This is a genomic window from Bacillus sp. RZ2MS9 (assembly GCF_001816185.2).
Taxonomy (GTDB): Bacteria; Bacillota; Bacilli; order Bacillales; family Bacillaceae_G; genus Bacillus_A; species Bacillus_A cereus.
Window position 1 is genome coordinate 4148262 of sequence record NZ_CP049978.1, and the last position, 12593, is coordinate 4160854.

Consider the following 12593-nt stretch of genomic DNA (forward strand, 5'->3'; position numbering starts at 1 on the left):
TCTATACAATATTTTAACATAGGAGTTACTTATTTGAATAGTTCGTCTTCTCTTACCCTTCTTGTTCTGCTTTATTGCTATTTACTGCGTAAGAAACAGAATATGCTATAAACACACCATACAATATAAAAATACATATTGTCGTCACAATTGTCTCTTTTGGTAAATGGAGCGCACTTTTAATAACAGGAGCCATTAAACCCATCCCCAAAAACAGTAGTGCCCACCAAAATAGCCCATAAATAATTCCCGCTATAATCCCCTCAAACTTTGCAAAAAATGCTTTATACAAAAAGGCAATCAAAATTGAAAGAAGTCCCATACACACTATTCCGAACACATTGCCCCATACACCCTCTTTCCAACTTCCAAACGCAAATGGTAAAAGGAAATAATTCGGGCCCGCCTCCGTGAATGAAAATATATGAAGGAAATACCATACCCCGCCCCAAAAGATTCCACCAAACAAACCAATCTGCACAAAATTCCTTGTTCCTAATTGTTCTTGACTCACATCGACACCTCCGCTCAATAGTATGCCCGAAACTATTTTGAAGCATGTTTAAATCCTGCGAAATTTGTCTATAAAAAGAATAAGAAATGTCCGACTCTCATAACATTTTCCCTTGTCATCTACTTGTATTTGCCGATAAAATAAAGGAAACTCGGTGATTGTCTTATTTCAAAACGACAGAACCCAGTATGACAATTGCCTCTTTTTCTACATAAGAGAGAAACAAATACAGGTTGGTGTTAACATGGCAGAAGAGTCAAAACAAATATATGGCGGGCAAGCGGTCATAGAAGGAGTTATGTTTGGCGGTAGAGAATATACTGTTACAGCGGTTCGTCGTAAAGATAAATCGATTGAATTTTATCGATTACCACGCGTTCGTAATAAAGTACTATCTACCCTAAAAAAAATTCCATTTTTACGAGGGATTGCCGCTATTGTGGATGCAAGTGCGAATGGAGCAAAGCATTTAAACTTCGCTTCAGAACGATTTGACGTCCACCCAGAAGATGATGAACAAATTGCAAATAAAAAAGAAGAACAATCAAAATTAACGATGGTATTAGGAGTTGCAGCTGTTGGCGTTTTATCTTTTATATTCGGTAAAGTCATTTTCACAGCAGTTCCTGCACTATTAGCTGAATTAACAAGACCGATTTTCCCGTCTCATACTGGGCAAATCATTGTCGAAAGTGTCATTAAGCTCATGCTATTATTGAGCTATATATACTTTATTTCTTTAACCCCACTTATTAAGCGGGTATTTCAGTATCACGGTGCAGAGCATAAGGTAATCAATGCTTACGAGAATAACCTTCCTCTGACTGTAGAAAACGTTCAAAAGCAAACTCGTCTCCATTATAGATGTGGCAGTAGCTTTATTATATTTACAGTCATTATTGGAATGTTCGTTTATTTCCTAGTCCCTACAGATCCTCTTTGGGCACGAGTTATAAACCGAATTTTATTAATTCCAGTTGTACTTGGTATTTCTTTTGAAGTATTACAATTTACAAATCGATTACGAGATATTCCCGTATTACGCGTACTTGGATATCCTGGATTATGGCTACAACTATTAACAACGAAAGAACCAACAGATGATCAAGTGGAAGTAGCAATTGCATCGTTTGAAGAATTATTACGTTTAGAGAACAAACAATAATTATTTAAAAATGGTGTTCAACTCCTTTCCTCATCGTTAATATACTAATTTTAATATACGTTTTTAGGAGGTGTCCCTTATGAACGGTCGTTCGTTTACTTTCGCTATATTTGTGCTTATTATCGGATTGGCAATATTCGGCCTTGTTTCATCTGTTATTACAAATCCCATGGGTGTATTAAGAAATATCGGGTACATGTTACTTGTTGTTGGTATCTTTTACTTGCTATACAAGATGTTTACAAATTCCAGTGGTTCTGCAAATTCACAAAGCTCATATAAGCGTGCGGCAAAACAATCGAACCGCAAACATGGGAAACAAAATGTAGCACCCCTAGGCAATTCTTTCTTTAAGTCAAATACTTCTAATGACAAAAGTAAAAAAGGGAATTCTTCCACTTTGAAACGAAAAAGAAAACAGTCTCATTTAACTGTCATTGAAGGCAAAAAAAGCAAAAAGAAAGACCGTGCTTCCTTTTAGGAAATACGGTCTTTTTTTATACTTTGAAGCACTTCTTTTAAACTTTTCTCTCTCATACTTTCAATTCGAAGATGATGATTTTCAAATGGTAAATTCCGTGTCACATCATTAGGTACCACAACGCACGTTAATCCCGCTGCAACTGCTGCTCTCAATCCATTTAATGAATCTTCAAATACAACAGCTTCAGACGGCTTAATTCCTAATTCTTCTATTGCAACTCGATAAAGAGCTGGATCTGGTTTTACCTTCTCAACATCTTCTCTCGTTTTAATTACTTCAAAATATTCTCGAATTTGTAGCTCTTCTAAAAAATGAATAACCCATTCTCTAGAAGAACTAGAAGCTAGTGCGATTTTTAATCCCATTTCTTTCGCTTCTTCTAAATATTCTTTTACCCCGTCACGAGCTTCTGGTATTCTCATTTTCTCTTTATGTAAAGTTGCCACTTTTTCTTTTAATGCACTTTTGTTAAACTTCTCTTTTAATTGATCATTTAAATATGTATAAAGTACCTCATCTGTTGTTCCAATGCATTTCGCAAATTCCTCTAAAGGTAGTTCCCCGCCGTATTCACGAACAGCATCTCTGAAAGAGTGAAACCATATCGTTTCTGTGTCCACAATTAATCCATCAAAATCAAAAATAATTGCTTTCATAATTCTCCCATCCTTTTCGAATTGAAATAAAAAAGGAAACGCCATACGTTCCCCTTAATTACTTTTCTCTTCATTTGCTCTTTGAACACCACGAAGTGTTTCCACTCGGACTGCATCTTGTTCAAAGTATTCCACTAAATCACCAATGCGATCAATTGCTTCCCAACTTAAATGATGTTCAATTCCTTCTACATCATTGTAAATTTTACTTTCATCCACACCGATAATACGCATAAATTGCTCTAGCAAGTCATGACGATATACGAGACGTTCTCCGATTTTTTTACCTTTTGTTGTTAATACAAGCCCTCTATATTTTTCATAAATTAGATATTCATCTTTGTCTAATTTTTGCACCATTTTTGTTACAGAGGATGGATGTACACTAAGCGCTTCAGCAATATCAGATACGCGGGCGTAACCCTTTTCATCAATCAACAAATAAATTTGTTCAATATAATCTTCCATACTAGGGGTAGGCATCGGTTTCCTCCATCCAAGTTCATTTTGCTTATTCCGTACGAAGCAATCAATAAAATGATACACCAGAAAGAATAACGTGACAAGTTGAAAACGAGCCTAAATATATAAAACAAAAAAGAATCTGTATTTGCATGCAGACCCCCCTTAAGTAAAATATTGTATTTCTGCATTAGGAAAAAACTCATTTATATAACCTCTTATCGTTTCTTCCAATACTGCTGCATCATCCTTTTTATATACATATTTTCCGATGGTTTTGGAAAACGATGCTGAATCAATTCAAACGTTAAATTTGGTATCGTCATATCTTTGTCGCTCAAATAGTTTACGGTTCCTTCTTCCCATTCTTCATGCATTTAAATTGGCGCAACTATAAAACCAAGTGGATATTCAAGTGCCTTTCGTTCAAAGTAAACGAGCTTTGGCATAAATGGTCTCATATGCTTTTCGCCCTCTCGTTAGTATGGGGGACATTAAAGTTTTCCACCCCAGTAACTTGCGTTGCAAGTTACTGAATGTTATAATTTGGATACCGGCTACCTTGCAACGCAAGTTACCTGAATAAAAGGTGGTGAAATCATGCACAGCCAAATGTTAAAAGGCGTGCTCGAAGGGTGCATCCTATACATCATTTCACAAGAAGAAGTGTACGGATATGAACTGAGTACAAAATTAAATAAACACGGATTTACATTTGTAAGCGAAGGAAGCATATATCCATTATTGTTACGTATGCAAAAAGAAAAATTGATTGAAGGAACATTAAAAGCTTCCTCACTCGGTCCAAAGCGAAAATATTATCACGTAACCGATAAAGGATTAGAACAGCTTGAAGAATTTAAACAAAGCTGGGGGATGGTTTCAACTACGGTAAATAACTTATTACAGGGGGAGTGATAGGGATGAATGCACAAGACATGATTGAATTGAATAATAAAAAACGTGAGCTTCTAACTTCCGAAAACGAAATTGCTTATGGTGATATGCTAGTATATCTTCGGTTATCTAATGTACCCGAACATCAAGTAGAAGAACTTTTGTTAGAAATATTAGATCATCTTATCGAAGCACAAGTAGAAAATAAAAATGCTTATGACATTTTTGGTGATGACTTACAATCTTATTGTGATGAACTTATATCAGCTTTACCAACCCAAACAAAGTTAGAAAAAACTTCTTTAATTGGATTTTCTGTTAGCTTACTTCTTGCTATACAGTTTGGCATAAATGCAATTATTTCATTTTTTATGTTTCTCTTTGAAAAAAATAATACATTATCAAGTCCGCCTTTTAGCATCCTTGGAACTACTTTGTCTGTTTCAATAATTATACTAGGTATACTATTTATTTTATATTTATTAAAGCGTTACTCCTTTGATCAGAAAATGAATTGGAAAAGAAGAATTCTATTTGGATTCGCATTTGCTACTCCATTTTGTTCCGCTGTATTCTTAAATATTTATTTCCAAAAGCAACCTTATCTCATTTATCATCTAACCTTTTGGCAAAATGCTTTAATCGCTATCCTATTTTACGTTTTATATAAATTACTATATAAAAAATCAAATTTTTAACAGCCCTTCAAAAGGCTGTTTTTTCTTCTGTCTAATTTTACAAATTGAAAAATTTCATAAAGAAAATAAGAAAAATGCAAAATAATTAAAGTTAATTGTTGACGTGATGCTTTTATTATCGGTATCATAAATCTTCGTGAGCAATTATTTTTCGTTATACGATTTTTTTATTATTACTGAATTTTTGAGAGGAGAAATTAGATGTCAGTTAAGAAGAAAACGCAAGTACGCACCGGCAAAATGGTACGTGAACTAATGTTAGCAGACGAAGATGTAAATGCTTCGCTAATTATGGTATATAGTGAAAACGGTGTAAACGCAGAAATTAAAATCGAGGGCTTAACGCCGAAATGTAACGAAGAATTATTTTTGAGCGGAAACGTGGATTGGAACAAGAGTGTTATTTATAAAATTGTTGATTTCACTGGAAACGCTGAAGTTGGTAAAGTTACATTAACAGCGATGAACAAAAACAATGTTTCTCTAGAAATTGAACGCGTTATGTGGAGTAAAGAAAATAAAGAAGCTGCCGAGCAAGAAGAAACACAGGTAGAAGCAGCACCGAAAAAAGAAGTAGTTGTAGAAGCTCCAAAAGCAATTACGCCTGCTCCTAAGCCTGTTACGCGTGTGGAAACACCTGCTATGGCACCTAAGCCTACTCCGGTACCGACACCGAAGCCAGTAAGCGTAGAAGCAGCTGTAGAACTAGTTACTCCAGCGCCTGTGAAAAAAGCAGTCCCTACTCCAGTTACAAAGCAAGAGACAGCACCGGTTGCTCCTGCAAAACCGAAGCAGCCTGCTTTGACTGAAACAAATTCAAAACTACAAGAAAATTATGTTAAACTCGTGAAAAAGACAATTGAAGTTTGTCAAGATTACGAGCTTGGCATCGACATAGATGATTCTATTGAAAGCTTAAAAGAAGAACTACAAAGCCAAGGTATTAGCGTTACATTTGACAAAGAAATTATGGACGTTGTAAGTCGCCTTCGTTCTTTACAAGATAAAGGAATCAAAGTAGAAAAAGTACTTAATTTACTATAAAAAAATAAGAGGTGGCTATCGCCACCTCTTATTTTTTATAATTCCACTCATTACTTTCATACTTTTCTTTCGCTAACGTTTGAACTTCATGTAACTGTTCTTCTGTTAATTCATATGGAACAAGTTCTACATCCAATCCTTTTTCAAAGCCAACTTCAAACGCTTTAATTAACTGTTCTATCGTAAATGTACGGTCTGTTAATTCATTAATTGCTACTGCTTTAGAAGAGAACATACTCTTCATACGTTCCTTCACACGTTCATTTGGGAATAAAAATAGATCATATAGTTCATCTAAATCAATTTCTAATGGAATCGATCCATGCTGTAAAATAACACCTTTTTGACGTGTTTGAGCACTACCAGCAATTTTTCGTCCTTCCACTACAATTTCATACCAAGATGGTGCATCAAAACATACGCCTGAACGTGGATTTTTTAAATTTTCACGATCTGCTTCTGTTTTTGGAACTGCATAATATGCTTCTAACCCTAATGCCTTAAAACCATCTAATAAACCTTGCGAAATAACACGATACGCTTCTGTAACTGTTTTCGGCATATTCGGATGATCTTCAGACACAATAACACTATACGTTAACTCTTTGTCATGTAGTACACCCCTGCCGCCTGTTTGACGACGAACGAATCCATATTTCTTTTCGTTAACTACATCCATATTAATATCTTTTTCAACACGTTGAAAATACCCAACTGTTAATGTTGGTACTTCCCATTCATAAAAACGAATTGTTGGTGGCATTTTCTTTTCACTTTGCCAATTTAATAAACATTCATCTAACGCCATATTAAATGCCGGTGAACATTGACCAGAGTTAATATAACACCATTTTTCTTTTCCCATCCTGCACCTCATATAACCAATTATTTTTCACATTCTCTAGTCTACCAAATTCGACAAAATTTGTGAAAGAATACGAAATTTCTTCTTATATGCAAATGAATCTGTTGCATAAATACATAAGGGCATTATAATATTGAAAGTAGGATAAGAAAAAAGGGAGCGATAGAATCGTGTCAACAACTTGGATTATTTTATTAGCCGTAATCGTAGCATTTATCGGCTACACTGTATGGATGTACTTCTATCAGAAAAAATTAATTAAAACTCTTACAGAAGAAGAATTTCGCGCTGGCTACCGTAAAGCACAGCTTATCGATATTCGTGAAGCAGACGAATATAACGCAGGGCATATTTTAGGTGCACGTAACATTCCGTTATCACAAATTCGCCTTCGCCATAAAGAACTTCGTCAAGATCAACCTGTTTACTTATATTGCCAAAGCGGATTCCGTACAGGTCGTGCAGCGCAATACTTAAAAAAACAAGGCTACAAAGATTTCTACCAATTACAAGGTGGATTTAAATCTTGGACAGGCAAAATTAAAAAGAAATAATAACATACAAAAAACTAGCTGAATAAATCAGCTAGTTTTTTCATTTCATCTTATTCGCAATGTATAATAAATTCTGCTTGATTACCTTTTCATCGTTCTCTTCTACATTCCGATACAGCAGTTGATATTCAATTCCTTTCTCTTTCCATATAAGCGTAGCAAATTCGTCACCACGTTCATAATCATCTTTATTTTTAAAATAAGCAGACGTTCCATTATTCAGTTTCATTTGTTCTTGAAATCGCTTCTCTTCCACAAGATCCGGAAAACTATAAGGAAAGTTCGCGACATTTAACTCAATATACTCATTTCTACCTGACTCCTTCTGTTTATATTTAATCGTTAAGACAGTGTTCTTTTTCCCAAGCGTTCTTACTTCCCCCTTCACATCACTTGTAATGTCGTACGGTAAAAACGTTGGAACTTTAAACTTCACCGGAAAATATTTTGGAAGTTCCTTTAGCGGAATAGGATCCGTAACACGATCCATAGCTCCTCCTGTTGTTCCCACAAAGTGTTTTTCTTCTTGCATCGTTTGCTGAAACGAACACGAACTAAGCATGAAACTAGAAAACACGAAACAAATGATTCTTTTTTTCAATTTGTTTCCGCCCTTTCATACCGCTCTCTTAACGAACGAAGCGTTGATATTCTCTTCATATTCGCTTTGTCACCAAACTCCACCTTTGAAAACTTTCCACGTTATTCTCACACATTTTGACAACACTTTTTGCAAACAAAAAAGACCCCTATCATTCTTACGCCCAAGTGAAAAGGTTACGCGAATAAAAAGAAGTCTTATTAATACCATAGTTTGTGAAAAGCTTTTCAGGTCAAGATTTTTTCTTTCTTATTATTTTCCCTTTATAATAAGGGAAAGAGGTGATACATATGGCCAATATAAAACAAATTGCTAAAACTGCTGGTGTATCGATATCAACTGTTTCTCGTGTCCTGAATAATCACCCTTACGTAAAAGAAGAAAAGCGTAAGCGTGTTCTAGATGCTGTTGAAGAATTAAACTACGCAAAAAATATAAATGCTGTCCATTTAATAAGAGGGAAAACATATACAATTGGCGTTATGCTTCCTTTCATTAACCTCCCCTACTTCAGTACGATTATTGAAGGAATCGGAAACGAAGCGTTAGCTGCCGGATATCACATTAATTTATGTCAAACGAATTACGATAGCATTGAAGAAATTCGTGTTCTTGAAATGATGAAAATGAAACAATTTGATGGGATGATTATTTGCTCCCGAACGAGCTCTTGGGAACAAATCGAACCTTTTGCAAAATTTGCCCCTATTATTTCATGTGAAAAAATGAAGCATCCCCTCATTTCATCCATCTACGTAGATCATTATGAAGGTTTCCGTCTCGGTACTGCCTATTTACTAAGTAGAGGCCATGAAAAAATCGGAATTTGTTTAGCAAGAAAAACAAGTGTAAATTCCATGGAGCGCGAAAAAGCGTTCGCCGATACACTTCGTAACGAAGGGAAAACGTTGCATCCTGAATGGATTTTCCACCAATGCTATACAATGCAGGACGGAGCACAAATACTCCATCGTATTTTAAATATGAAAAATCGTCCAACTGCTATTTTCACGGCGAACGATCAAGTTGCAGCTGGTTTATTAACAGAGGCTCGAAAACATGGTATTCGAGTACCTGAAGACCTTGCTATCCTTGGATTTGATAATCATGAAATTTCAAAGGCATTAGAAATTTCCACAATTGAACATCCCGGTCTCGCAATGGGCTCACATGCTTTTTCTTTATTCCATAAGCAGATCCAAAGCGAGCAAATTGTCGGCAGTGCAAAAGAACTTTCATTCCATTTAATTGAGCGAGAGACTGTCTAAAAAGAGCGTTACCTATAACGCTCTTTTTCAACTCTTCACCTATTGACATTATATTTTTCATCTCATATAATGAACCTAACGAACGGTAGGTAGGGGATGAAAATGACAGCAAACCGCATTAAAGCTGTAGCACTTTCTCATTTCGCACGCTACGGCTATGAAGGAACTTCATTGGCAAATATTGCTCAAGAAGTTGGGATTAAAAAACCATCGATTTACGCACACTTTAAAGGAAAAGAAGAGCTATATTTCATATGCTTAGAATCTGCTCTTCAAAAAGATTTGCAGAGCTTCACAGGCGATATCGAAAGCTTTTCCAATTCGTCCACTGAAGAATTGCTTTTAAAATTATTAAAAGGGTATGCAAAACGATTTGGTGAAAGTGAAGAATCAATGTTTTGGTTACGAACTTCTTATTTTCCGCCTGATGCATTTCGCGAACAAATTATTAATAAAGCAAATGTACACATTGAAAACGTCGGAAAACTTTTATTCCCTGTATTTAAAAGAGCAAGCGAACAAGATGAGCTGCATAACATTGAAGTAAAAGATGCCTTAGAGGCTTTTCTATGCTTACTCGACGGTCTTATGGTTGAACTATTATACGCAGGTTTAAATCGTTTTGAGACACGTTTAGACGCTTCTTGGAAAGTATTTTGGCGCGGACTTTCAAACTGACGGATTGCTCCTTTGCAATGCGTCGTTTTTAAGCCCTTTACCTAACGACTGGTAGGAAGGAGAAATGACATATGGCATGGATTTATGTAATCATCGCTGGTATTATTGAAATCTTTTGGGTGATTGGACTAAAAAAAGCAGAGGCACCACTTGAATGGGCTGGTGTTGCTCTATTAATTACAATTAGTTTCGTCTTATTATTTAGAGCTTATAAAGATTTACCTGTCGGCACTGTATACGCAGTCTTTACAGGAATCGGAGCTGGTGGAATCGTTCTTACAGAGATTTTCATTTTCGGAGAACCTTTCTCTATCGTAAAAGTTTTATTAATCGGTTTAATCTTCTTCGGAGTAATTGGTTTAAAACGAGTAACAGAAGAAAAAGAAGCGAAGGAGGCCGCATAAAATGGCTTGGGTATTTTTAATTCTAGCTGGTATTTGTGAAATTATTGGTGTACTCTTTATGAAAGTAGCCACTGAAAAGAAAGGCTGGGCACCAAAAGTTATTTTAATCGCTAACTTCGGCGTAAGCTTCTTCTTCTTATCTCTTGCGATGAACACATTACCGATGGGAACTGCTTACGCAATTTGGACTGGAATCGGAACTGCTGGAAGTGCACTTCTAGGCATTCTCATTTTCCGAGAATCAGCGGATTGGCGTCGTCTTGCTTTCTTAAGCTGCATTTTATGCGGCGCTGTTGGCTTAAAACTATTAAGCTAACGTGAGGTGAATGTCATGTGGAAAGAACAAGGAAAGAAAATATTAGCATGGATCACACTTTGTATCGTCATTCTATTACAAATAAGTTTTCATATAATAGAATCATTGTTTCATAAAGTATTATCCATTCTCACATTCCTTCCTAACATGACACTTGAAATTATATCGATTGTTTGGTCCATTATCGCCTCCATTGCAATCGTCATTATATGGAGTATCGCCAAACTATGGAATAAGTTATTTAAAAAGGACAGTACTTCTGAAAAAGAGTAACTGTCCTTTTTTATATTCATTCAGACTTTCTGTAGAAGTTAGATGTGATAAGACAAAACAGACCAATTATAACAATACTTATACCAATTCCTTTATGCAAATTAGGAAACGGTGATGGTATGTCTGAATAAAAATTTGATAACAAAAGACCTATTGACAAAAATAATACTCCTATTTCAAATAACAATTTTCGTTTCCCCATTGTTCCCCCTCCAATTTTTTTCATACATTCCTTTCTTTTGGACATACTACCCAAAAAAAGGAGTGGATAATATGCAAAATTCTATACATAAGCAAATCCTATTTTTATTTTTCCTATTTCTTATTCTCATCATCGTTTTCAGCTTTATATTACATACTCCGAAAGATGTGCCAAATAGCGTTTCTTTTTATAAACTACTGCTCTCGTATTGTCGTTATTGAAGAAGGTGCCTTTTTTAAGGCACCTTTTAAAATTCTCTTTTTTCATATATTTTTACTGAAACAAAGATAGATATTATGAACATGCATATTGAACTAATGAATAACAAGCTGTTATATAGTTGAATTTGTTCTAGGTTGATTCCAAAGAAAATAGAAGAAACGGCCATAGGTGCTATTAGTATAAAAATCGCAATAAAAATAGTTTTTTTATAGGCCAACCAAAACGATATCGGTAAAACAAAGCTTAAATACACTAAAATAAAGCTAATACTAGCAACCATTGTCGTTTCAATAAATTCAAATAGGTTAACCCCATTCTTCATTCCCATCGTAAAACAACCGACCATTACACTTATAAAAAGAATAATAATTGCTACTATATATTTTGCAAATACAATTTGTTTTCTCAATATTGGTAAACTATTTACTATAACTTCACTCTTATTTTTACTATCTGCTTCAAACGTTTTTACTGTTGCCCCAATTGTAATAATTACTGACATAATTATGAACAGATTTTCCGTATCTGTTAAGGCCATATAAAAGAAAACAGGATACAGTATGTACCAAATTAAAAATTTCCATTGAATAATGAAATCTTTTAAAATTAGTTGCTTGATCATGTATTGCACCTCCTAATATGAAAATGTCCCTTCTATAACTCTGCCTGCTGAAACATTTTCATTGAGAGGAACATTGATATGAATATACTCACTAATACTCCAATACTAAGAACACCCATTGCTAGTGTAGCCTCTTGAGAGTGAAGTACTTTTAACATAATTGTTTTATCACCAAAAATATTGCACATAAGACCAATCATACCCATTAAAGGAAACAGCATAATCAAATTCAAGACTGTAATAACTTTATATCCCCCAATGTAATTAGTCGGTATCGTTACTACACAATAAATCAAAGTTGCTACTATCGCTGAAAACACTGCATATCCAGGCATGACTATATCCCTGTCCAATAAAATATTTCCTAATATTACGACTATAAAAGTTACACTCAAACCAGCCATAATAAATAATGTGCTTGAAATATATTTAGCTATAATTATCTCTTTTCTCGTTATAGGTAAACTCACTAATACTTTTTCCGCTTTACTTTTCTCGTCATAATAAAAAGAAATATATATAATCGTACTACATGTTATAAATAATCCTATTGCAATCCCCATTGGTTCGACGGAATTCTTAAAAATAGATAAAATAGGGATTAAAAAATAGAAAGGAAACATCTTCTTCTGTAAAAAAAACTCCTTCAAAATCAACTGTTGCATATG

Annotated in this window: 19 protein-coding genes and 1 pseudogene; 11 read left to right on the forward strand and 9 right to left on the reverse strand. The window is 34.8% G+C overall.

All coding sequences use genetic code 11. From position 1 onward, the window contains the following. Positions 1-52: 52 nt before the first annotated feature. Positions 53-514 (reverse strand): YqhR family membrane protein, encoded by a 462-nt coding sequence (locus BHV55_RS21070; protein WP_000076893.1) that lies wholly within the window; start codon positions 512-514, stop codon positions 53-55. 244 nt (positions 515-758) lie between these two features. Between BHV55_RS21070 and BHV55_RS21075 the strand changes: the two genes are divergently transcribed. Both BHV55_RS21075 and BHV55_RS21080 read left to right on the forward strand, forming a co-directional pair. Then, positions 759-1679, forward strand: coding sequence for a DUF1385 domain-containing protein (locus tag BHV55_RS21075; protein WP_000807121.1), 921 nt, complete (start codon positions 759-761; stop codon positions 1677-1679). A 79-nt stretch (positions 1680-1758) separates the two neighbouring features. Beyond that, positions 1759-2160, forward strand: a complete 402-nt coding sequence (locus BHV55_RS21080; RefSeq protein WP_001014463.1) for an SA1362 family protein — start codon at positions 1759-1761, stop codon at positions 2158-2160. Here the strand turns inward: BHV55_RS21080 and BHV55_RS21085 are convergent. The 3 genes and pseudogenes from BHV55_RS21085 to BHV55_RS27580 form a co-directional block, all read right to left on the reverse strand. Beyond that, positions 2157-2819, reverse strand: a complete 663-nt coding sequence (locus BHV55_RS21085) for an HAD family hydrolase (RefSeq protein ID WP_025966333.1) — start codon at positions 2817-2819, stop codon at positions 2157-2159. The two genes, BHV55_RS21080 and BHV55_RS21085, sit on opposite strands and share 4 nt — an antisense overlap. Before the next feature lie 54 nt (positions 2820-2873). After that, on the reverse strand, positions 2874-3302 hold the full coding sequence (gene mntR, locus BHV55_RS21090; RefSeq protein WP_001143083.1) for a transcriptional regulator MntR: 429 nt from the start codon (positions 3300-3302) through the stop codon (positions 2874-2876). A 144-nt stretch (positions 3303-3446) separates the two neighbouring features. Further along, positions 3447-3691: pseudogene (locus tag BHV55_RS27580) on the reverse strand (spore photoproduct lyase family protein); the annotation flags it as partial. A gap of 190 nt (positions 3692-3881) precedes the next feature. Between BHV55_RS27580 and BHV55_RS21100 the strand changes: the two are divergent. From BHV55_RS21100 to BHV55_RS21110, 3 genes are all read left to right on the forward strand, one after another. After that, positions 3882-4199: a PadR family transcriptional regulator gene (locus tag BHV55_RS21100; protein ID WP_000556083.1), complete on the forward strand. Its 318-nt coding sequence runs from the start codon at positions 3882-3884 to the stop codon at positions 4197-4199. Between the two features lie 5 nt (positions 4200-4204). Continuing rightward, positions 4205-4876 (forward strand): DUF1129 family protein, encoded by a 672-nt coding sequence (locus tag BHV55_RS21105; RefSeq protein WP_000993592.1) that lies wholly within the window; start codon positions 4205-4207, stop codon positions 4874-4876. A gap of 201 nt (positions 4877-5077) precedes the next feature. After that, positions 5078-5920 (forward strand): hypothetical protein, encoded by an 843-nt coding sequence (locus BHV55_RS21110; protein ID WP_000111900.1) that lies wholly within the window; start codon positions 5078-5080, stop codon positions 5918-5920. 28 nt (positions 5921-5948) lie between these two features. Here the strand turns inward: BHV55_RS21110 and BHV55_RS21115 are convergent, their stop codons facing one another. After that, positions 5949-6785 (reverse strand): lipoate--protein ligase family protein, encoded by an 837-nt coding sequence (locus BHV55_RS21115; protein WP_000514081.1) that lies wholly within the window; start codon positions 6783-6785, stop codon positions 5949-5951. 170 nt (positions 6786-6955) lie between these two features. Between BHV55_RS21115 and BHV55_RS21120 the strand changes: the two genes are divergently transcribed. After that, entirely contained in the window at positions 6956-7339 is a 384-nt protein-coding gene (locus BHV55_RS21120) for a rhodanese-like domain-containing protein (protein WP_000108653.1), read from the forward strand. A gap of 40 nt (positions 7340-7379) precedes the next feature. On the opposite strand, the gene BHV55_RS21125 is transcribed toward BHV55_RS21120, so the two are convergent. Further along, positions 7380-7916 carry a hypothetical protein gene (locus BHV55_RS21125; RefSeq protein WP_025966335.1) on the reverse strand — a complete coding sequence of 179 codons (537 nt, stop codon included), beginning with the start codon at positions 7914-7916 and terminating at the stop codon, positions 7380-7382. Between the two features lie 314 nt (positions 7917-8230). Between BHV55_RS21125 and BHV55_RS21130 the strand changes: the two genes are divergently transcribed. The 5 genes from BHV55_RS21130 to BHV55_RS21150 all read left to right on the forward strand — a co-directional run bounded on the left by BHV55_RS21130 (position 8231) and on the right by BHV55_RS21150 (position 10879). Next, on the forward strand, positions 8231-9208 hold the full coding sequence (locus BHV55_RS21130; RefSeq protein WP_001273982.1) for a LacI family DNA-binding transcriptional regulator: 978 nt from the start codon (positions 8231-8233) through the stop codon (positions 9206-9208). A gap of 96 nt (positions 9209-9304) precedes the next feature. Next, positions 9305-9886: a TetR/AcrR family transcriptional regulator gene (locus BHV55_RS21135; protein WP_002005730.1), complete on the forward strand. Its 582-nt coding sequence runs from the start codon at positions 9305-9307 to the stop codon at positions 9884-9886. 71 nt (positions 9887-9957) lie between these two features. Then, the gene (locus tag BHV55_RS21140; RefSeq protein WP_000312339.1) at positions 9958-10290 is read left to right on the forward strand and encodes a DMT family transporter; all 333 of its coding nucleotides are present in this window, start codon (positions 9958-9960) and stop codon (positions 10288-10290) included. 1 nt (position 10291) lies between these two features. Then, the gene (locus BHV55_RS21145) at positions 10292-10606 is read left to right on the forward strand and encodes a DMT family transporter (protein WP_000312623.1); all 315 of its coding nucleotides are present in this window, start codon (positions 10292-10294) and stop codon (positions 10604-10606) included. A gap of 15 nt (positions 10607-10621) precedes the next feature. Next, the gene (locus tag BHV55_RS21150) at positions 10622-10879 is read left to right on the forward strand and encodes a DUF3975 family protein (protein ID WP_000265427.1); all 258 of its coding nucleotides are present in this window, start codon (positions 10622-10624) and stop codon (positions 10877-10879) included. Positions 10880-10895: 16 nt separating this feature from the next. Here BHV55_RS21150 and BHV55_RS21155 read toward each other — a convergent pair whose 3' ends face one another. From BHV55_RS21155 to BHV55_RS21165, 3 genes are all read right to left on the reverse strand, one after another. Further along, positions 10896-11081, reverse strand: coding sequence for a hypothetical protein (locus BHV55_RS21155; protein WP_000518066.1), 186 nt, complete (start codon positions 11079-11081; stop codon positions 10896-10898). Positions 11082-11328: 247 nt separating this feature from the next. Beyond that, a complete protein-coding gene (locus BHV55_RS21160) occupies positions 11329-11925 on the reverse strand; it encodes an ABC-2 transporter permease (RefSeq protein ID WP_070756949.1) in 597 nt (198 codons plus the stop codon). A 32-nt stretch (positions 11926-11957) separates the two neighbouring features. Then, positions 11958-12590, reverse strand: a complete 633-nt coding sequence (locus BHV55_RS21165; RefSeq protein WP_001186558.1) for an ABC-2 transporter permease — start codon at positions 12588-12590, stop codon at positions 11958-11960. Between the last annotated feature and the right edge of the window lie 3 nt (positions 12591-12593).